We start from the raw sequence: 20,847 nt of genomic DNA on the forward strand, positions 1-20,847 counted from the left end.
AGGTTGAAAAGTCCATAAAAAACCTGCCGAAGCATAATTATATTTCCACCAAAGTCCGCTCTATTTTTAATCATTAAAAATGTTTTGAGGGATCCATACGTTGATGAAGAATACGAGCAACATCAATACCGTTATCACTGGCTTGATAAAACACTATATGTTTTTCTACGGGAAAGCTTTTAGCGTCTTTATAAATTTCATTTCTTTCTCTACCAAAATCAGGATATTGGGCAAGTTTTATTAATGCGGCATCTATATTCTGTGCATACACTTTTGCTTGCTCATTACCCCATAAATTCATTGTCGTAGAGATTATTTTATATAAATCTTCTTCGGCTAAAAAAGAAAGCCTATAGGTTGGCATTGTCGCCCTTACTTTCAGACTGTTTATTTACGGAAAGAGAGGCTTGTTCAAAGATATCCATAACACTGCGATTTGACGATTCGCCCACTGCTAGCTGTTCAAAACCTTTCGCTACTTCTTCGCGTAATATTTCAAGCTGTTGATTTTTAGCTACATCTTTTTCAAACAACAATCTCAACCCATCACGGATCACTTCACTCGCTGAGGTATATAAACCATCAGAGACTTTTTCTGCGATCCTTCTTTCGAACTCTTTGCCTAACGTAATATTCATAATTAACACTCCAACCATTCAATACCCATATTATGCGCACTGTATGCACCCAATTCAAGTTTGACTAAAAGAGAGTGATGAAAGTAAAAGTCAGTTGACTACTTTTCTGGCATCATTAATTGATACGATCACGCTACTGAAACCACAATATGCTGCCCATAGATGAATTATCCCCTTTTATTTATAGAGCTAACCATATGGGAGAGATTATCGCCCCCACTTTACCCCCTAAAATTATAACGCTTGTTGAAAAACAGAAACAAAAAAGCCATAACATCAACATGTTATGGCTTCCTAGAAAAGCGATTTAGGCTAAAATCTACTACATCATACCGCCCATTCCGCCCATACCACCGCCCATACCGCCCATATCAGGCATTGCTGGTGCGTCTTTTACTGGTGCATCAGTAATCATTGCTTCAGTTGTTAACATTAACCCTGCAACTGATGCTGCAAATTGTAATGCTGAACGAGTTACTTTAGTTGGATCTAAAATACCCATTTCAATCATATCGCCGTATGTACTGTTGCCAGCGTTGTAACCATAGTTACCTGTGCCGCCGTTGCGTACTTCGTTTAATACAACTGAAGATTCATCACCACAGTTAGTTACGATTTGACGAAGCGGTGCTTCCATTGCACGAATGGCAACATTAATACCGTGTGTTTGATCTTCATTTGCACCTTGTAGTGCTTTAATTGCGTCAGCTGCGCGTATTAAGGCAACACCACCACCAGCAACAACACCTTCTTCAACCGCTGCGCGCGTTGCATGTAATGCATCTTCAACACGGTCTTTTTTCTCTTTCATGGCAATTTCAGTAGCCGCGCCAATTTTAATTACCGCAACACCGCCAGCTAATTTAGCTAAACGTTCTTGTAGTTTTTCTTTGTCGTAATCAGAAGAAGACTCTTCAATTTGACCACGAATTTGAGCAACACGTGCTTTAATGTCGGCATCTTCGCCTAAGCCATCAATAATTGTGGTGTTATCTTTAGAGATAATTACGCGCTTAGCTTGACCTAAGTCTTCTAATGTTGCTTTTTCTAGCTCCATACCGATTTCTTCAGAAATAACAGTACCAGCTGTTAATGTAGCAACATCTTGAAGCATTGCTTTACGACGGTCACCAAAACCAGGTGCTTTAACCGCTGCCACTTTCACAATACCGCGCATGTTGTTTACAACCAATGTTGCTAAGGCTTCGCCTTCAACATCTTCTGCAATAATTAAGAGTGGTTTACCGGCTTTAGCAACCGCTTCTAGGGTAGTTAATAATTCACGAATGTTGGCTACTTTTTTATCAACCAATAAAATGAATGGGTTTTCTAATTCTACTGTGCCACTTTCTTGGTTGTTAATGAAGTATGGAGATAAGTAACCACGGTCGAACTGCATGCCTTCTACAACGTCTAACTCGTCAGTCAATGCTTGGCCTTCTTCAACAGTAATTACACCTTCGGTACCTACTCGGTCCATTGCTGTTGCAATGATTTTACCAACAGTTTCATCAGAGTTTGCTGAAATAGTACCAACTTGCTCAATCGCTTTGTTGTCAGTTACTGGCGTAGACGCTTCTTTTAATGCGGCAACTGCAGCAATAACCGCTTGGTCGATACCACGTTTAAGATCCATTGGGTTCATACCCGCAGCAATAGATTTTAAGCCTTCGTTAACAATTGCTTGTGCTAAAACAGTGGCAGTAGTTGTACCGTCACCTGCTTCATCATTTGCTTTTGACGCAACTTCTTTAACCATTTGTGCGCCCATGTTTTCAAACTTGTCTTCAAGCTCAATTTCTTTCGCAACGGTTACGCCATCTTTAGTGATCGCTGGACCACCAAATGATTTATCTAAAACAACATTACGACCTTTAGGACCTAATGTTACTTTTACCGCGTCAGCTAAAATGTTTACGCCTTTAAGCATTTTTACGCGTGCGTCATTTCCAAATAATACGTCTTTTGCAGCCATGTTATTTATTCCTATAATTTTGTTTATTTCTAAAGTAATGAATCTTTAACTGATAAACTTAACAGCATTTAACTATGCTATATCGCTTAAAAGCAAAGCAGAAGCACAGAGCTGACACGAGTCAGTAAGCACTTCTTAGGTCGCTTTGGGGTAAAAAGCGACCTTAAAATTTATGCAACTATTCAACAATAGCTAAAATGTCTGACTCAGAAAGAATCAATACTTCTTCACCGTCAATTTTTTCAGTTTTCACACCGTAACCTTCTGAGAAGATCACTTGGTCACCTACTTTTACGTCTAATGCACGTACTTCACCGTTGTCTAAAAGGCGACCGTTGCCTACTGCAATAATTTCACCACGGGTAGATTTTTCAGCTGCACTGCCAGTTAGTACAATGCCGCCTGCAGACTTTGATTCAACTTCTTTACGTTTTACGATTACGCGATCGTGTAATGGGCGAATGCTCATGTATTTATCTCCTAAGGGTGTTCAAAATATAACTTACGAAATAAATGCTTTGTTTGTGCATTTATTTCGTGAATGGTTTGGTATTGTTAAGTAATTTACTTATGAGAACTAAGTGGGGATTAAAAAAAACTTCACAAGCTTTTTAGCTATTTTTTTACTCTTTTCTCTCAAAACTTCCTTCAAGGGTTTCACCTTGATGATGTGATATTGGTTTTACTGGCTCATTTGTGTTGTATGTCTCACTTGTTTGAACCTCATGTTCATAAACATTACCTTGGCTAGTGTGTGTTGAGTGGCTACTGTAAAAGTGTGCACTTCCTGAGAATGGACTAGAACCAACTTGTGCACTAACGAGATTTTTTTGCACCGCTCCTACCAATGAATTGCGCACAGCAGGTATTAATAACGATAAACCAAAAATATCAGTGACAAAACCAGGGGTAACTAACAAAACGCCCGCAACTAATAATAAAAGCCCAGTTACAATTTCATTTGAAGGCATTTCGCCTTGCGCCATTTTGGTTTGCACTGATTGCATGGTTGCTAAACCTTGTTGACGTACATACTTAGCACCTAACCATGCGCTGGCAATAACAATAGCAATCGTTGGCCATAAACCTAACAGTGCACCAACCTGCATAAGTACTGCAATTTCAATAATGGGAATGATGATAAATAGTAAAAATAATACCCGAAACATAAATAATCCTCTTTTATTTGTAAGATATATGGGGTTAAGCAGGTCTTTTTCAAGGCAAGTGCGCTTAATAGTATTCACCTTAAGGTTTTATCTATTATCAAGGTATACTATTGCCAACATATCATTAACAAGGATATCAAAATGTATCAATTAGTATTAACTACCTGCCCTAATGAGCAAGTAGCTAAAGGTATTGCTCAGCATTTGGTTAGTGAAAAACTTGCAGCTTGCGTTAATATTGTACCTAACATCACTTCTATTTATAGTTGGCAAGATGAAATACATTGCGACACTGAAGTACAATTATTAATAAAAACAAGTAACGATAAATTTGAAAAAATTAAGCAACATATAAACACTCTACATCCATACGAGGTTGTAGAAATTATCGCTTTGAATATCCAGCAAGGTGATGAAAATTATTTGAACTGGATCTCTAATTCTTTAAAGTAGTATCAATGAAAAATTTAACCGCTATTTTTCTTAGCATGCTTATTTTAGTATGCTCAATACCGCAGAGCGCTGTTGCACAAAAGTCCATTTTTGATGTTTCAGGCACTAGCTTATTTGATAATAAAAAGCTCAGTAACGATGACGAGTTTTTACGTGTCGATGAAGCCTTTATCTTTAACTTTTATCAACAAGGTAAGCAACTAAAAGTTAGCTTTGATATTAGTGAAGGTTACTACCTCTACCGTCATCAATTTAAATTTAAAGCAACCGATGCAACATTAGCCACGGTAGAATTACCTACAGGTGAAAGCCATGAAGATGAGTTTTTTGGCGTACAGCAAATATTTACCAATAAGCTTGAGTTTGACGTAAATATTACAGAGGCAATGGCCAGCGGTAGTATAAAAATATCTTACCAAGGCTGCGCTGAAAAAGGCTTATGTTATCCTCCTACCAGTAAAGTGGTGATGTTAGACCAAGTTACTAAGACTACTAATGAATTAAGTAGCTCTTCTGCTGTGTTATCAGCTATTGGTGCAACAGACAATGAAACTAATAACACTAGTGATAACTCAAATAGCGCCAATAACACACCAAGCTCAACTAAAAGCGAGCAACACCAATTAGCTGATATGCTAAAACAAGATAGCTTATTGCTAACACTCATTGCCTTTTTTGTGGGTGGTTTACTCTTATCGTTTACGCCATGTGTTTTCCCTATGTACCCTATTTTAACCGGGATTATTGTTGGCCAAGGTAAAAAACTTACGACTAAAAAAGCGTTCACGCTATCTTTCTTTTATGTACAGGGCATGGCGGTAACTTATACCTTACTTGGCGTAGTAGTGGCCCTTGCTGGTGCTAAATTTCAAGCGGTATTTCAACACCCTGCGGTACTTATTGGTTTAAGTGTTTTATTTATCTTTTTAGCGCTTTCTATGTTTGGAGTGTTCAATCTTGCACTACCAGCAAGCTGGCAAAATAAGCTAAACAACCTTAGCAATAAGCAAAAAGGTGGCTCTATTACGGGTGTATTAATGATGGGGGTGATTTCAGGGTTAGTCGCTTCACCTTGTACTACTGCACCGTTAACCGGCGCATTACTTTATATTTCACAAACAGGTGATGTGGTATTAGGCGCTTCTGCGTTATATGCCTTAAGTTTAGGTATGGGCTTACCTTTATTAATTTTAGGTAGCTCGGGTGGTAAGTTACTACCTAAGGCCGGTGCTTGGATGAATATTATTAAGAATATCTTTGGCTTGTTATTACTTGCTGTACCGGTGTTTTTATTAGAGCGTTTTATTCCAGAAGTCGCGAGTCAAGCATTATGGGCATTACTCATTTTAGCTGCCGCAACTTATTTTTATGTCACTAATCAAAACCATGCCCAAACGCAAAATGAAAAAGGATTTTGGTACGGCGTACGCGCTTTAGTTATCTTTTTAATGATGTTCTTTGGTGCTAACTTAGCTTATCAACTGGTAATGCCAAATACACACAATAGTACTCAACAGGCGGCATTACATCCTGAGTTTACGGTAGTAAAAAACCAAGAGCAGCTTGAGTCGGCAATAATGTCAGCTAATCAGCAAGGAAAAACTGTGATGTTAGACTTGTATGCTGATTGGTGTATTGCTTGTAAAGAGTTTGAAAAATATACCTTTTCAGATGCAGAGGTACAAAAGGCACTAAGTAATACCTTATGGTTACAAGTTGATATGACAGACTTTGACTCACCTGATAATGCCCAGCTCGTTAAGCATTATAAAATATTAGGGCTACCTTCTATTTTATTCTTTGATTTACAAGGTAATGAGTTAACTAGTCAGCGTACCACCGGATTTATGGACGCTAAAGCGTTTACCGCTCATATAGAGTCATTCTTTTAAGTAAATAAAGTGAGTAATTCTGCGTGCTATTAGGTTCGATAGTACGTAGTTAAAGACTGATGATGAAGCGCTTATTAATTTACCTGAATTAGCTGTTTGCCTAATGGCTCTTTAGCTAATCAGGCTAGTTTAATAAGCGTTTTTCTAAACGCTCGTGCTCTACTTTTATTTTCCAATAACCAAACAATATTTGTTTATCAATAAAAGCTGCAAGTTCCTTCTCAGGAATAGGTTTTGAATAGTAATAGCCTTGAATAATGTCACAATCATTTTCTGTTAAACTTAACAGCTGTGCCTTAGTTTCAACGCCTTCAGCCACGACGGTTAAGCCTAAATTTTTAACCATAGCAATAGTTGAAGTAATAATTTGGTAGTCTGAATGATTTTCCAGCATACCAAAAATGAAGCTTTTATCGATTTTAATGACATCAACCGGCATTTTTTTCAAGTAAGCTAAAGATGAATACCCCGTACCAAAATCGTCAATAGCAAAAGTGAAGCCCATCTCTTTTAACTCTTGCATTATCGCAATGGTATGCTCCATATCTTTCACTAAGGTTTGCTCAGTTAACTCTAATTCAAAACACTCGGCAGGTAATGAAAATTCAGTGAGAAGGTCACGTAAAAATGTTGATAAGTTAACATCGATAAACTGCCCTGCAGATAAGTTTATCGCGATACGAACATCGTTTAACCCTTGTGCTTTCAGATCAATCGCAATTTCAAAGCAACGACGAATAATCCAATAACCTAGCTCAATCATATGTTGAGAGTTCTCTAAAATAGGGATGAAGTCTTCAGGAGAAATCATGCCTCTTTCAGGATGTTGCCAGCGTAATAGCGCTTCAAAACCATAAAGTTTTTTGTTTTTCGCACAAATTTGAGGCTGTAAGCTTAAACTAAATTGTTGTTTAGCAAGTGCTTGCCTGACTTCTCCCTCAAGCATTACACGGTGTGCAACCCGCTGGAACATCTCTTGATGATAAACATGGTATTGGCCACCACCGTTTTCTTTGGCTTCATACATAGCAATATCTGCATGGCTAATTAAATCATCAGCTTTTTCTTGCGGAGACTCTGTGTAAGCAATACCTATACTGGTTGATATATAAAAAAAGCTACTACCAAGCTGAATAGGCTCTTTAAACTGTAGCAATACTTTTTCTGCGACATCAATCGCCTCATCAATATTAGCTAAATTACTTAACACTAAGACAAACTCATCACCACCAAATCGAGAAGCGAGATCAATACTACCAACGCTTAAACGAATACGTTGAGCAGCTTGCATTAACAGTTTATCGCCCGAGCTGTGCCCATTACTGTCATTTACCTTTTTGAAGTCATCTAAGTCTAAAAATAATACCGCAACCCCTCCTTGAAAACGGGTGATGCTCGCTAGTGACTTGCGTAGCTGATAGTTCAGCATATTTCGATTAGGTAAACCCGTAAGTAAATCGAACATAGCAATGTTTTCAAGTTCTTTAGTTTTTTGTTCAACCTCAAGGTTAAGCTGTTCTAATTCAAAACTCAGCTCAACCGCAGAGTCTGACAAAATATCAAGTTCATCAGAAAAAACGCGTGGCCGTTTAAATTTGGCTTGTCTAAATTGGTCAAAGTGCTTTTGAGCGAGTAAAGGCAGAACATTAGAGAGTAAAAGTAAACGTTTCGTGAACGGGCTAGCAATAAAGTAAACAAAACCAGCTAACACCATAAACATGACAGCCAATGAAATAATAAAACGCTGCTGATATGCTTCATTCTGCTGCCTATAGGCGCTAACATCATCAATTAAAGCAAGATAAAAACCTTGCTCTTTTTGCTCTGACAAAGGTAAAACATTGATCAAATAGCTTGATTCTAACAGGTCTATTTTCAAGCCTTGTTCGAGCATTTTATCTAACTTAGGTTGTGTAAAGTTACTATGAAATAAACTATCAACAAGCTCCATATTAGAAGAAGAAATAATTTTACTATTGGCTAAATCCACATTGTTATTTTTTGTATTAAAACTAATAACGGCTACGTCGCGGTTAAGTGATGTTTTAATGGCAAATAGCATATCAACCAAAGAGGCACCTAAGGTAACAACAACCGTGTCTCCTTTGTTATTTAATAAAGGTAAGCTAAGTAATAATTGGCAATTATTAGGACAATATATTTGGTGACTAGGCTCTTGCAAACGCAAAACTTGCTCTATATTTTCTTTTACCTCAAAGGGAAGAATATCGGTCGAATAAAGTAGCCGCTGATCGGCATCAGCTAACCAAATGTTTTCAATATTAAAATGCAGCTGCAAGGCATCATACTGGCGCCTTAATTGATTTGATAGTTGAGAAAAGTCGTCGTGCTCAGAGAGTTGAATAAGATCGGTAAATGACTCGAGCCAAACCGTTAATTTTGCTCTTAATATACTATTGTGTAGCTCAACTTGTACTTGCCCTTGCTCGATAGTGTCTTGTTGAAATCGGGCATAGTCTTCCTGCAGTCGCCAAAATGATAAGCTAGAAAACCCTACTGCTAATAACAGTAAGGTGGTAATAATAAGCGTCAGAAGCTTGCTTGAAACCCCTACAAACCGCTTTTCTGTAATTTTTTTATTACCCATGTAAATTAATACTCTACGTGTGTTTTAATCATGCGGATTAAAACCAATACATTATTTGTGCGGCCCACACCTGCCAATCTTCAGAATCATTAATTCGAGGGTTAGGTACAACGACCGGTGTTAATCGTCCAGCGCCTTTCACCCAATGATACTCCATACGTAATCTAATATTACTGGTAAAGTCATAAGATAAACCAAGCGTTATATCTTTATTAAAACCGAAATAATAAGGTACTAAACCACCGCTATTTTCTTCTAACTTCTTGCCATTTTTATCTGTTTTATCAAGATAAAAATCTTCAAAACGCGCTAGAAAGGTTAAATCAGAGTTCCACTTGTAGCGTGTTTGTACATAAAAACCTTGTCCAACATTGTCATCATGAAAACCATTTTGATAAAAGCCATCAATAATAAAGCGTTGTTGATATATTTCACTACTGAACTCCCATACTTCACCTTCATACAGCGCATTAGCCGTATAAAATTGAAAGGTAAAGTCACTATCAACAAAAGGGTTATCAAAGCTTGGTGTACCTTGCACATAAGAAAAATCAGCATCGAGCAACGATACGCCAAAGCGCCAAGGTGAAAAAGCGGGTTGCCAATAAAAACTTGCCTGAGCATCATGCTCCTGTTTAGCTTTTCCTTTCGCTAATTTGCTTAATAAATTAGTCGCCTGCTCATCTGAAATAGGAGAAGTACCGTAACTTAAATTAATATCAAAATTACCATATGTATCATTACTATGACTTACTTTTATCGCTGCGCCATCGCTACCAACGGCAATATCTCGAAAGCCGTCAAAATAAACCGATTGCGGTAAAATAATACTAGGACGAGCAAAGGGAACATCACGAGAGCTAGAATAAAGCCAGTGATTATTTTTAAAGCGCCCAAGATACATATTAGCTTGCCAAAAATCATTATTATAAATAGACCAATCAAGTAAAGCGTAATCAATTCGCGCGCCTTTTGCGTATCGATTACCGCCATCTAAATACACTAATTGTCCTGCAAGACGTAATTTACTATTTAGCTGATATGTTGCATTTATTCCAACTTCAGTTAATTCTGCCGACAGCTCCCCGTCATCATTAACAAAATCACTACCATTAACATCAATAATACCCTGAGCAACAAAGCCGTGTACTTGAAACTTTTGCGCATTAAAATAACTTTCTTCGGCAATCAACGGTGTCGACAACAACAAACTACATGTAACAACAACCTTGATTAAAAATTTAGACATAATATCTCTTAAACTAGTCGATAATATTGATAACATGCACCACTCCTTGGTTGTTATAACCATCAGTAGGCTTAGCCTTTTCTGTGGTATCGCCCTGTAATGCATTTTCCTTTGTATCAAGTGAATGCGCGCTCGCAAATAAAATTAAATCATCTTTGCTCGCATACCCTATAGCACCGGGGGTATTTAAAACCGCTTGAATCAAAGCCTCAGGGGTGTCAACAACTGTCGGAGCAACCCCTAAGCCAGAGTAAGTAAGTTTGTTCCATATACGTTCAAGTTGATATGGATAAATGGCTAAGCGCTCTTTACTAAACGAACGATGTAATTGATGTTGGCTTGGCAAGACAAAAATGGTGATCGCATTATTATTCGACCAATAGGTTTGGCGCATCGTAAAAATACGCCGCAATTGTGATGTTGTCAGACTTTGCTGAGTTATCGACTTATGAGTGATAACTTCTACGGCTTTTGCCGGTATAGCCCCAAAAATGCTGAACATTAATAAGGTTATTAAAGAGTATGTTTTAATAATACTGTCCTTGTAAACAACAAGAAAATCCAATAATTCAAATAAATTTCTTAAAAATCAATATACTAATATAATAAACACTCAAAAGTAAGTGTAGCCAATAAAAAAATAAATTCCAATTAAGTGTCCACTAAAGAGATTAGACCAGTATTTTGCTGCTATATTCTGCGAAAACACTATAATATTCGCCAATAACAAAATAATTCGATCTTGCATCGTATTTGTGGTTCACAGTTAAGTGATTTTATGTAACTATGAACTATACCGTCAATTTATGGATATTTTTCAGAAGATGAATGCAAAGTTTACAGTTTTAGTGTTGAATGGCCCAAACCTAAACATGCTTGGTAAGCGAGAGCCTGAGATCTATGGACATAAAAGTTTAATAGAAATAATGACAGAGTTAAGTCAAGCTGCGGCAAAAAAGCACATTGAACTGTCACATTTACAATCTAACGCTGAACATATTCTAATTGACGCGATACATGATGCCTATCAAAAAGTAGATTTTATTATTATTAACCCTGCTGCTTTTACACATAGCAGTGTAGCAATTAGAGATGCACTACTTTCAGTTGCCATCCCTTTCATTGAAGTGCATTTATCAAACGTACATGCACGTGAAGCCTTTAGACATCACTCTTACCTTTCTGATAAGGCCCAAGGAGTTATCTGTGGGTTGGGTGCTAGAGGTTATAGCTATGCTCTAGAGTCGGCTGCACTGTGGTTAGAAAAACAAGACTAATTTGAAATAACAAACAATAACAGTCAGCGAGTAATACTTCGCTTACTATCAATTAATAAACAACCAGAACTAAGGTATTACAATGGATATTCGTAAAATCAAAAAACTTATCGAACTTGTTGAAGAATCAGGTATTAACGAGTTAGAAATCTCAGAAGGCGAAGAATCAGTACGTATCAGCCGTGGTGGCACTATGGTTCAAGCTGCACCAGTAATGCACGCAGCACCAGCTGCTCCAGCTCCTGTAGCCAGCGCTCCTGCCCCTGCTGCTGCACCAGAAGCGCCTGTATTAACAGGTCATATTGTACGTTCACCTATGGTTGGTACTTTCTACGCATCAGCTTCACCAGATGCTCCTGCATTTGCTGAAGTAGGTAACCATGTAAATGCTGGCGATACATTGTGTATTGTTGAAGCAATGAAAATGATGAACCAAATTGAAGCTGATAAGTCTGGCGTTATTAAAGAAATTCTAGCGCAAAACGAAGATGCTATTGAATTTGACCAACCGCTATTCATCATTGAATAAGCCCAACCAAAAAGGGTTATTCCATGTTAGATAAAGTTGTTATCGCCAACCGTGGCGAAATTGCCTTAAGAATATTACGCGCTTGTAAAGAGCTTGGTATTAAAACGGTAGCTGTTCATTCAGTTGCTGACAAAAACCTAAAGCATGTTTTATTAGCTGATGAAACTATTTGTATTGGTAAAGCACCAGCACCTGATAGCTATTTGAATATTCCAGCAATTATTACTGCTGCTGAAGTAACCAATGCTGTTGCTATTCATCCTGGCTATGGCTTTTTAGCTGAAAATGCTGATTTTGCTGAACAAGTTGAAAAATCTGGCTTTGCTTTTATTGGTCCTAAAGCGGAAAGTATTCGCATTATGGGCGATAAAGTTGCCGCAATAAAGGCAATGAAAGCAGCAGGTGTACCTTGTGTACCAGGCTCTGACGGTCCATTGACTGATGATGAAGAGCTCAATAAAGCTCACGCTAAACGCATTGGCTACCCTGTTATTGTAAAAGCAGCGGGTGGCGGCGGTGGTCGTGGTATGCGCGTTGTGCGCAACGAAGCTGAGTTAATTAGCTCAATATCATTGACCAAAAGAGAAGCCGGCACCATCTTCAAAAATGATATGGTTTACATGGAAAAATTCCTTGAAAACCCTCGTCATGTTGAAATTCAAATTGTTGCTGACGGTAAAGGTAATGCGATTCACTTAGGTGAGCGTGATTGTTCAATGCAGCGTCGTCATCAAAAAGTTGTAGAAGAAGCACCAGCACCAGGCATTACCCCTGAAATGCGTGCCAAAATTGGTGAACGCTGTTGTAATGCCTGTGTTGAGATTAATTACCGTGGCGCTGGTACGTTTGAGTTTTTATACGAAAATGGCGAGTTCTACTTCATTGAAATGAACACGCGTATTCAAGTTGAGCACCCAGTAACAGAAATGATCACCGGCGTTGACTTAATCAAAGAACAGCTTCGTGTTGCCGCAGGTTTACCGTTATCTTGTACTCAAGAAGATATTAAAATCTCAGGCCATTCAATTGAGTGTCGTATTAACGCTGAAGACCCGCGTACTTTTATTCCTTCACCGGGTAAAATCACTCGCTTCCACCCACCAGGTGGTTTAGGTGTACGTTGGGATTCTCATATTTATGCTGATTACTCTGTACCACCGCATTACGACTCTATGATTGGTAAACTAATCACTTGGGGCGATAATCGTGACGTTGCTATTGCACGTATGCGTAACGCACTATCTGAGTTAGTCATTGATGGCATAAAAACTAATATCACTTTGCATCAAGATATTTTAAATGATCAAGGTTTTGTTAATGGCGGTGCCAACATTCATTACTTAGAGCATAAGTTAGCTGAGTTAGATTAATCGTTATTGGTTAATCGCTAAATTGAAAGCCCTGCAATTGCAGGGCTTTTTTGTTAATATACACAGGTAATCACCTGACAATACCATTGTGTATACATAATTGTTTTATTATACAAATGGCATGATACTAAGAGTGCCTAATGTCCGAACTTATTGAAAAACCAACACCACCTGCTGACGATGACTGTTGCGGCGGCGGCGCATGCAACCCTTGTGTGTGGGATCGTTACTATGCTCAATTACAAACGTGGCGTATTGAACAAGCTAAAATTAAAGAGCAATTAGCTGAACAAGACAACAAACTTAACAATAGTTAAGCGCTTATTAATTCTTTTAATATATTGCTAAGCTATTATTACAACTCCCGTAAAAGTAAAACTCCCATAAAAAAAACCGCAAATTTGCGGTTTTTTTTATGGGAGTTTTATACACATTAATAATTATTTTTCATCATGTAACTCGATATTGAGTTCTAATACGTTTAAATCGCCATCTTTCTTATCTAAGTTCACTGATAAGCTTTTATCTGACACCTGAATATATTTACGTAATACCTGTAAAATATCTTCAGTTAATTGTGGCAAATAATCAGGCTCTTTATTTCTTTTATTACGCTCATGAGCAACGATTATTTGCAAACGCTCTTTTGCTTTAGACGCTGTGGCAACTTGCTTTTCTTTTTTACGTAAAAAATAGTCGAGTAGTGCCATGCTAACCTCCAAATATACGACTGAAAATGCCTTTTTTCTCGGCAACTAAAAACCTAAAGTCAACCGTTTCACCTAATAAACGATCAACTGCATCTTGGTAGGCTTGACCGGCATCACTTTCAATATCTAAAATTACCGGTTCGCCTGAGTTAGATGCTTTTAATACTGCTTGAGATTCAGGAATAACCCCTAATAAAGGCACGGCAAGAATCTCTTCAACATCTTCAACACTCAGCATCTCACCTTCGGCAACACGCTTAGGTGAATAACGAGTGAGTAATAAGTGCTCTTTTATTGGGTCTAGGCCTAATTCAGCACGACGTGAACGACTTGATAACATTCCTATAATGCGATCAGAGTCACGCACTGAAGATACCTCAGGGTTAGTGGTAATAATCGCTTCATCGGCATAATAAAGTGCCATCATAGCACCAGCCTCAATACCCGCAGGCGAGTCACACAAAATATAGTCAAACTCTTTAGCAAGCTCGTCTAAAACCTTGCCAACATTTTCTTTATTTAACGCATCTTTATCGCGCGTTTGAGAAGCAGGTAAAATTGACAAAGTACTTACGCGCTTATCTTTAATTAGTGCTTGATTTAGCGTTGCTTCACCATTAATAACATTAACAAAATCATAAACAACACGGCGTTCACAGCCCATAATCAAATCAAGGTTACGTAAGCCAATATCGAAATCAATTAATACCACTTTATGGCCTTTAAGCGCCAAACCGATACCAATAGCAGCACTCGATGTTGTTTTACCAACACCACCTTTTCCTGACGTTACTACAATTATTCGTGCCATAGACCGAATATCCTTCTCATAAAAATAACTAAAATTAAACTAGCTTTGACGACATCAATTCAGTGTCGGTCAAATGAATATAAACAGGTGTCGCCCAATGATCTTGCATTGAATCGCTCAGCCAATAATTACCATTAATTGACACTAATTCGGCTTCAAGACTTTGGCAATAAATTTGTGCATGCTGGTGCCCTTGGGCTCCTGCAATAGCACGGCCTCGCAAAGCACCATAAATATGAATATTACCATCAGCAATTACCTCAGCACCCGCAGAAACCGAGCCAATAACCACAAGGTTTTGACCTTTGGCATAAACTTGCTGACCTGAGCGAATTTGTCCGCGGTGTACCTTATCACTAAATAACGTAGACTCAACAGGCATTTGCTTTGCCGCAACTTGCTCAGCTAAAGGTTCAGATGCTAACGCACTACGCTCTTCAGGCTCTGGTGTGTTAGCCGTTACTTGTTTTGCAACAACTGCTTTCGCTGCATTTACAAACGAAAAACCTAAATCACGAATAAGCTTACGCTGCTCGTTACTAATAACGCCAGTAAAACCGACAAAGGTAAAATTAAACTCTTCAACCAGCGCTTTAATGGCTGAGTAATCTATCGTAGTATCAAGTTGTTCAATATTAACTAAAACAGGTACTAAGTTAAAAAAGTCAGGGGCTTGCGCCACCTTATCAGCTAAAGTATCGCGAATATCGTCTATTTGGGCTGTACTAAGATGAATAACAGACAATGTAAAGCTTGTACCTTTAAATTCTAAAACGGCATCAGCCATAAAGTGCAGTATCCTGAATATAAAAATGGAGGTAAAAATACCTAACAATTAATCTTATAGTGTGTCGCTTACAGTGACAATGCTCATGAACATAATTCACGCACAACTGCCGATAAATCAATCAACTTAAGTACGTTACTTGATAACGCCCTGACGAACAACTGTAAAAAACACACGAAAGCGCTGAGAGTAATGAGTTAAATATTCGAAGAGAAAAAATGAAGGCTACCTGTTACCCGAAAGTTTTACTGATAACAGGCCAAGCCTCTAATAAACATTAAATTTATAACGCTTTTTTTAATACATCAATTAAACGGTTATGTTGCTCTTGATAAGTAGCAATATCGTTTTTAGCACTTAGCAATTGATAACTTAAATTTAATGCCGCAACTAACAGTGCCCGCTCATTATTCGTAGCAGCGTTAGTTTTATGCTTAATATCTTTAAACATAAAGTCGAGATTACTGGCGGCTTGCTTTAAGCCCTCTTCTTGTTCAGCTGAACAAGCAAACTGATGTTGCCTGCCCATAATTTCAACGCTGATCGTATTAGAGTTACCAGCAGACATTAACTAGGCTCTTGTACGCTTTGTAACTTACCTAATAAATTTTCAACCGCACTACGAGCTTGCTTTTGCTTTTCTTCACCTTCAAGCAGTTCAAGTTGTAACATTTCATTCTCATCTGCTAGGCTAGAATTTTGCTGTTGCAGGTTGCTAATTTCGGCTTTCAAACTAACATTTTTTTCAATCATTGCTTCGATAAGCTGTTCGAGTTGTGGGAGAGTATTTTCTAACATAAGGCGCTCTTATAAATGGGTATAGTAAGGTCGGCAAATCTAATCTAAAGTGAGCTAAAATACTACTCTTTAACGGTATAATTCTGCTTATTTATGTAACAAATTTCGTAAGTTGATCACAAAATTAGAATACGCTTAAAAAGTAACGTTTAACGCATAAAAAACACACTAATCATTAAAGAAAGGTAACATCATGATAACTATTACTGGTATTGATCATATCGTGCTTAGAACAACAAAATTAGAGGCGATGTTATTTTTTTATTCAACAACCTTAGGTTGCCCTGTTGAACGACAAACCGATGCTAAAGTTGGCTTAACTCAACTCAGAGCAGGAAACGCATTAATTGATATTGTAACCGTTGCAAGCGAGCTTGGTGCATTGGGCGGCGGAGCCCCTACTAAAACCAATAACAATGTCGACCATTTTTGCTTACAAATAGCAGCAATTACAGAAGCTGACTTAATTGCATATTTAAAAAGCCACCAAATTGCTGTTGATGACTTTTCATTACGTTATGGCGCTCAAGGCTATGGGAATTCAATTTACATTAACGATCCCGAAGGTAATACCGTTGAGCTAAAATGTGAAATACCCGCTTAACTTGAGTTAGGGTTAACACTAGTCAATAAAAAGCTAAGTAACCTATAAAAGCACTAAACTACCTAGCCCTAAAAACACTACAAAACCAACAATATCGGTAACCGTGGTTAATACCACAGAGCCTGACAAAGCAGGGTCAATATTCATTTTATTCAATATTGATGGTATTAGTACTCCCGAGCAAGCGGCCGCAATTAAATTTAATAAAATAGCGAGTAAAATCGTTAAACTTAACATCACATTGTCAAACCATAAAAAGGTAATAATACCGATTACTGACGACCAAATAATGCCATTAACTAAGCCAACTTTTAGCTCTTTTCTCAGTAATGCTTTTTGGTTAGCTGAGGTAATTTGCCCAAGAGCCAAACCTCTAACAATAACCGTTAATGTTTGACTACCCGCAATGCCCCCCATAGATGCGACCACAGGCATTAATACCGCTAGCGCGACCATTTCTTGTAGGGTAGCTTCAAATAAACCAATAAACCATGATGCTAAAAATGCGGTTGCCAAGTTAATACCAAGCCATACCCCACGGTTTTTTGAGCTCTCCATTACACTAGAAAAAAGTGCCTCATCTTCACTTAAACCACCAGCGAGGTTCATTTGCTCTTGAATTTGTTCTTGTCTAAGCTGGTAAGCAGATTCGATATCAACCCGACCAATAAATTTATTATTATCGTCCACCACTGGCAGCGACATTTTTCCTGAAATAATGACCGCTTCAGCTGCTTCATATATATTGTCGTTACCATTTAACGTGATAAAACTTTCTTCAACAATCTCTTTTAAAGTGCTTTCATCTGAACTCGACATTAATTTGTTAACATTTAACACGCTAACTAAATCATTGGCTTTATCAACAATATAAAATTCATCCGTAAAAGGTTGTAACCCTTTATTGATTAACTTTTTCGCAGAAACAACTTTCAGTGTATTTGAAATTCTTACGTAATCGTAATTTAACCAGTGACCTATTTGCTCAACGTCATATTGCTGTGCTTGATCAAATAGCGCGCGTTGTTTAGTGTCTAGGTGCTTTATCGCGTAAGTTAAAAAGCGATCAGGTATTTCTTCTGCTATTTCTAATAAATCATCGGCATCAAGTTGCTCAAGCAGTTGGAAACAATCAACATCGTCTAATGCCTTAATCAACCACTTACGAGTATCTGAGCCTAAATCAATAAAAACTTCAAGCTTGGTTTCTTCACTAAAAGTATGCCAAACCAGTAAACGTGTTTCGGCAGGAATAGCTTCAACAACTAACGCAAACTGCTCAGAAACAAATGTTTGTCCAGCCTCGCTAATAATGGCGGATATTTCATGCTCATCAGCAGCGGCAAGAATTTGATTAATATAGATTGATAGTTGATCACTATTCGTTTCAATAGCCACGTAAGTACATTCTCTTTAACGAGTTTATTTTCTTACATCATAACGCTGTCTTGTTAAAAAAACCCGAAAATGTCGATATTTTTCTAAAAATAAAGCAGAAAATTAAAAGAGTATTTTGAGTGTATGATAAGTGAAGCTAGTATCTAGGGAGGTATGCTAAGAAAAATAAATGGTGGCCCCTCCCCGACTTGAACTCTTATGTGGTAAAAAATATTTACAAAAAACAACTGTATGTAGCTAGTTAACTACTTTTATTATTTGATACCTTCTTTTTATTTTGTTATTTATCATGATGTTAATACGCAGGTTAATATCAATGCACCTTATATTTTAATAATTATACATATACGCTAAACTTTTGCGCATATAAAATTTTGAAAAACTCGCATATTTAAAGAGTTTCAAAATGACTGTTATAGACATTTGTTTTTTAGAGTAATTTAGTCTGTTCTCTTAATACAAAAACTTATTTGCTCAGAATACATTACAACATTATGCAATTTTATTAAGTATTAATCAGATAATAATACGGGCAAACAATCCTTATGCCTAAGCTGAATTTTCGAAACATCTTTAATAATCATCGTATTCCCAGTAAGGATTGCCGCCATCATAGCTGTCATACTTAATAAGCCATTTGATGATTTTATGATATCGATAATTAACTTTTCAGGATAACCATGGCCATGACGTTGAAGTGCATGTACGCCAGCATGAACGTATGAATTAAGTGCCTTCCACTGTGTGTCTCTAAATTCAGTTAGCATCAACACAGCTTGCTCAGGTGCTTTATTTTTCATCTGAGTAATCATGTCGTTATTACTCGGTTTTTGATCAGCATTTTGTGAGAGTTCACTTAACGTTTTCATGGTGTTTTCAATTTTGGCTTCACTCGCACTATAAAATAACCAAGTTGCACGAGTTACCGCTTCAAACTGTGAGCGCATAATACAAATTGCAGAGGTGTAGTTACCGTTCAGTGCAAGTTGTCGAAGGCTAACACTATGCTCAAGCCCAACTAAGCACATTATCCAGCTTGCAATTACGCGTTTACTTTCATCCGCTGGTCCATAATCAAATATCCGGCTAAATTCACTATTTAGTGATTCTGACTTTTCTAAAAGCTTATCCATTGACAACACTGTTCAACATCCCGTTCTTTAGTAAGAATAATGCCTACCTACATAAGCAACAATTAAAATGATTAAATTAACATACACAATAAATCTAAACTCTGTATTGCTTCAAGCATACGGTTAATGGCGATATTCACTTTAATCCTTCAAGAGTAAATCCATAATACATCGTAACATAATACAATTTTTGGCTGTTTCTCAATATAATATTAATATTCAGTCTTTTCCTATTTTGATCTTCTTAAGTTAAACCATGTTATCCTGATGTGTAAAATAGTTTAACTTAATCACAAACGAATGATTTATTTAGATACTGCCGCGTCATATCCTATCCTGCCTGAAGTCAAACAATCCCTAAATGAGGCTTTTGAACATTATTATGCTAACTCTGCATCGAGTCATTTATTAGGAGGGCAAGTTTCTGATGAAATTAATAAAGTCCGAGAACAACTAGCTGATCAAATAGGAGCATACCCAAGTGAAATTATTTTTACCAGTGGCGCAACAGAATCGAATAATATTGCTTTTAAAAGTCTGCTTTTAGGTAAAGAAGTATCAGAAGATAAAAAGCATATAGTAACTACTCAGGTTGAACATAAATGTACATTTGCCATATGTGATTATTTTAAATCCATTGGTTATGAAGTTACTTATGTAAAACCAAATAAAGGTGGGATAATTGAGACTGATGCAGTCACAAATGCAATCAGGCCAGATACAGCGTTTGTTTCAGTAATGCATGTAAATAATGAATTAGGAACTATTAATCCAATTGATGAAATAGGACAAGTCTGTTTTGATGCTGGGATATTATTTCATAGTGATGCAGCTCAAAGTTTTGGAAAAGTAGATATTGATGTAGATGATATTAATGTAGATGCGATGTCATTTTCTGCTCACAAAATTGGCGGACCGAAAGGTATAGGTGCAATCTATATTCGTGATTTACGTAAAAAACATTTAATGCCAGTGATACACGGAGCAGGGCAAGAGGATGGCTTACGAGGAGGTACTGTTGCAGCACCACTAATTTTAGGCTTTGGTGCAGCAATTAAATATTTTGGAAAGTATTATTACAGCTTTAAATCTAAAAATGTTAAACAGTATTTTTTAAGTAAGCTTAAAGCCGAAAACGTAATATTTAATGTCAATGGTGCCGATACATTAGCAAATTGTTTATCGATAACGCTACCTGAAACAGATACTGATACATTAGTTAGAAAAAATGAAACCCTGCTATGTTTAGCCCAAGGCTCGGCTTGCTCATCAAAAGAAATAGAACCATCACATGTGCTTAGTGCCATCGGATTAACAAGAGAAATAGCAGATAAAACTTTTAGAATAAGCTTCCCACTAAATATTGATTATGCTTCTATGGACAAGCTAGCCGATGAGATTAAAGTTTTTTCTTAATCTCATCGTAGATCTATTTTTCTGTTTTTG

At 37.3% G+C, this 20,847-nt stretch carries 23 protein-coding genes; 8 read left to right on the forward strand and 15 right to left on the reverse strand.

Features of this window, described 5'->3' with window-relative positions; all coding sequences use genetic code 11:
• Window positions 1-73: 73 nt before the first annotated feature.
• The 5 genes from ABD005_RS01725 to ABD005_RS01745 form a co-directional block, all read right to left on the reverse strand.
• Window positions 74-364, reverse strand: coding sequence for a type II toxin-antitoxin system RelE/ParE family toxin (locus ABD005_RS01725; RefSeq protein ID WP_343814258.1), 291 nt, complete (start codon window positions 362-364; stop codon window positions 74-76).
• Entirely contained in the window at window positions 351-638 is a 288-nt protein-coding gene (locus ABD005_RS01730) for a type II toxin-antitoxin system ParD family antitoxin (RefSeq protein WP_343814261.1), read from the reverse strand. Before ABD005_RS01730 ends, ABD005_RS01725 begins: the two co-directional genes overlap by 14 nt.
• A 322-nt stretch (window positions 639-960) precedes the next feature.
• Complete coding sequence (gene groL, locus ABD005_RS01735; RefSeq protein WP_215980274.1) at window positions 961-2,613, reverse strand: chaperonin GroEL; 1,653 nt, start codon at window positions 2,611-2,613, stop codon at window positions 961-963.
• Window positions 2,614-2,791: 178 nt separating this feature from the next.
• Window positions 2,792-3,082 (reverse strand): co-chaperone GroES, encoded by a 291-nt coding sequence (locus ABD005_RS01740; protein ID WP_215980273.1) that lies wholly within the window; start codon window positions 3,080-3,082, stop codon window positions 2,792-2,794.
• A 154-nt stretch (window positions 3,083-3,236) separates the two neighbouring features.
• Window positions 3,237-3,782 (reverse strand): FxsA family protein, encoded by a 546-nt coding sequence (locus ABD005_RS01745; RefSeq protein ID WP_343814267.1) that lies wholly within the window; start codon window positions 3,780-3,782, stop codon window positions 3,237-3,239.
• Window positions 3,783-3,923: 141 nt separating this feature from the next.
• Between ABD005_RS01745 and cutA the strand changes: the two genes are divergently transcribed.
• Together cutA and ABD005_RS01755 are read left to right on the forward strand one after the other, a co-directional pair.
• Window positions 3,924-4,235, forward strand: a complete 312-nt coding sequence (gene cutA, locus ABD005_RS01750; RefSeq protein ID WP_343814270.1) for a divalent-cation tolerance protein CutA — start codon at window positions 3,924-3,926, stop codon at window positions 4,233-4,235.
• A gap of 5 nt (window positions 4,236-4,240) precedes the next feature.
• Window positions 4,241-6,127, forward strand: coding sequence for a protein-disulfide reductase DsbD (locus ABD005_RS01755; protein WP_343814274.1), 1,887 nt, complete (start codon window positions 4,241-4,243; stop codon window positions 6,125-6,127).
• Between the two features lie 124 nt (window positions 6,128-6,251).
• Here the strand turns inward: ABD005_RS01755 and ABD005_RS01760 are convergent, their stop codons facing one another.
• From ABD005_RS01760 to ABD005_RS01770, 3 genes are read right to left on the reverse strand one after another with little or no spacing between them, the layout of a single operon-like run.
• Window positions 6,252-8,735, reverse strand: a complete 2,484-nt coding sequence (locus ABD005_RS01760) for a putative bifunctional diguanylate cyclase/phosphodiesterase (protein WP_215980269.1) — start codon at window positions 8,733-8,735, stop codon at window positions 6,252-6,254.
• Window positions 8,736-8,772: 37 nt separating this feature from the next.
• The gene (locus ABD005_RS01765) at window positions 8,773-9,984 is read right to left on the reverse strand and encodes a hypothetical protein (RefSeq protein ID WP_343814279.1); all 1,212 of its coding nucleotides are present in this window, start codon (window positions 9,982-9,984) and stop codon (window positions 8,773-8,775) included.
• 13 nt (window positions 9,985-9,997) lie between these two features.
• Window positions 9,998-10,486: a type 2 periplasmic-binding domain-containing protein gene (locus ABD005_RS01770; RefSeq protein ID WP_343814282.1), complete on the reverse strand. Its 489-nt coding sequence runs from the start codon at window positions 10,484-10,486 to the stop codon at window positions 9,998-10,000.
• Between the two features lie 322 nt (window positions 10,487-10,808).
• On the opposite strand from ABD005_RS01770, the gene aroQ reads away from it, so the two are divergent.
• From aroQ to ABD005_RS01790, 4 genes are all read left to right on the forward strand, one after another.
• Complete coding sequence (gene aroQ / locus ABD005_RS01775; protein WP_343814285.1) at window positions 10,809-11,261, forward strand: type II 3-dehydroquinate dehydratase; 453 nt, start codon at window positions 10,809-10,811, stop codon at window positions 11,259-11,261.
• 82 nt (window positions 11,262-11,343) lie between these two features.
• Window positions 11,344-11,790 carry an acetyl-CoA carboxylase biotin carboxyl carrier protein gene (gene accB / locus ABD005_RS01780; RefSeq protein ID WP_215980265.1) on the forward strand — a complete coding sequence of 149 codons (447 nt, stop codon included), beginning with the start codon at window positions 11,344-11,346 and terminating at the stop codon, window positions 11,788-11,790.
• Between the two features lie 23 nt (window positions 11,791-11,813).
• A complete protein-coding gene (gene accC / locus ABD005_RS01785) occupies window positions 11,814-13,160 on the forward strand; it encodes an acetyl-CoA carboxylase biotin carboxylase subunit (RefSeq protein ID WP_215980264.1) in 1,347 nt (448 codons plus the stop codon).
• 140 nt (window positions 13,161-13,300) lie between these two features.
• A complete protein-coding gene (locus ABD005_RS01790; RefSeq protein ID WP_343814290.1) occupies window positions 13,301-13,477 on the forward strand; it encodes an oxidoreductase-like domain-containing protein in 177 nt (58 codons plus the stop codon).
• 123 nt (window positions 13,478-13,600) lie between these two features.
• Here ABD005_RS01790 and minE read toward each other — a convergent pair whose 3' ends face one another.
• From minE to zapB, 5 genes are all read right to left on the reverse strand, one after another.
• A complete protein-coding gene (gene minE, locus ABD005_RS01795) occupies window positions 13,601-13,870 on the reverse strand; it encodes a cell division topological specificity factor MinE (RefSeq protein WP_215980262.1) in 270 nt (89 codons plus the stop codon).
• Window position 13,871: 1 nt separating this feature from the next.
• Window positions 13,872-14,681 (reverse strand): septum site-determining protein MinD, encoded by an 810-nt coding sequence (minD, locus tag ABD005_RS01800; protein WP_343814293.1) that lies wholly within the window; start codon window positions 14,679-14,681, stop codon window positions 13,872-13,874.
• Between the two features lie 34 nt (window positions 14,682-14,715).
• Window positions 14,716-15,468 (reverse strand): septum site-determining protein MinC, encoded by a 753-nt coding sequence (gene minC / locus ABD005_RS01805; RefSeq protein WP_343814296.1) that lies wholly within the window; start codon window positions 15,466-15,468, stop codon window positions 14,716-14,718.
• Window positions 15,469-15,751: 283 nt separating this feature from the next.
• Complete coding sequence (locus tag ABD005_RS01810) at window positions 15,752-16,036, reverse strand: cell division protein ZapA (RefSeq protein WP_343814299.1); 285 nt, start codon at window positions 16,034-16,036, stop codon at window positions 15,752-15,754.
• Complete coding sequence (zapB, locus tag ABD005_RS01815) at window positions 16,036-16,266, reverse strand: cell division protein ZapB (protein ID WP_343814301.1); 231 nt, start codon at window positions 16,264-16,266, stop codon at window positions 16,036-16,038. The genes ABD005_RS01810 and zapB overlap by 1 nt, the downstream gene beginning before the upstream one ends.
• A 193-nt stretch (window positions 16,267-16,459) precedes the next feature.
• Here zapB and ABD005_RS01820 point away from each other — a divergent pair, with 193 nt between their 5' ends.
• Window positions 16,460-16,870 (forward strand): VOC family protein, encoded by a 411-nt coding sequence (locus ABD005_RS01820; RefSeq protein WP_343814304.1) that lies wholly within the window; start codon window positions 16,460-16,462, stop codon window positions 16,868-16,870.
• A gap of 42 nt (window positions 16,871-16,912) precedes the next feature.
• On the opposite strand, the gene ABD005_RS01825 is transcribed toward ABD005_RS01820, so the two are convergent.
• Window positions 16,913-18,268 (reverse strand): magnesium transporter, encoded by a 1,356-nt coding sequence (locus ABD005_RS01825; RefSeq protein ID WP_215980256.1) that lies wholly within the window; start codon window positions 18,266-18,268, stop codon window positions 16,913-16,915.
• 512 nt (window positions 18,269-18,780) lie between these two features.
• A complete protein-coding gene (locus ABD005_RS01830; protein ID WP_343814310.1) occupies window positions 18,781-19,401 on the reverse strand; it encodes a DUF6988 family protein in 621 nt (206 codons plus the stop codon).
• A 300-nt stretch (window positions 19,402-19,701) separates the two neighbouring features.
• Between ABD005_RS01830 and ABD005_RS01835 the strand changes: the two genes are divergently transcribed.
• Complete coding sequence (locus ABD005_RS01835) at window positions 19,702-20,817, forward strand: cysteine desulfurase family protein (protein ID WP_343814313.1); 1,116 nt, start codon at window positions 19,702-19,704, stop codon at window positions 20,815-20,817.
• The last annotated feature ends 30 nt before the right edge of the window (window positions 20,818-20,847 follow it).

It is taken from the genome of Colwellia asteriadis, from assembly GCF_039523295.1.
Classification (GTDB): Bacteria; Pseudomonadota; Gammaproteobacteria; order Enterobacterales; family Alteromonadaceae; genus Colwellia; species Colwellia asteriadis.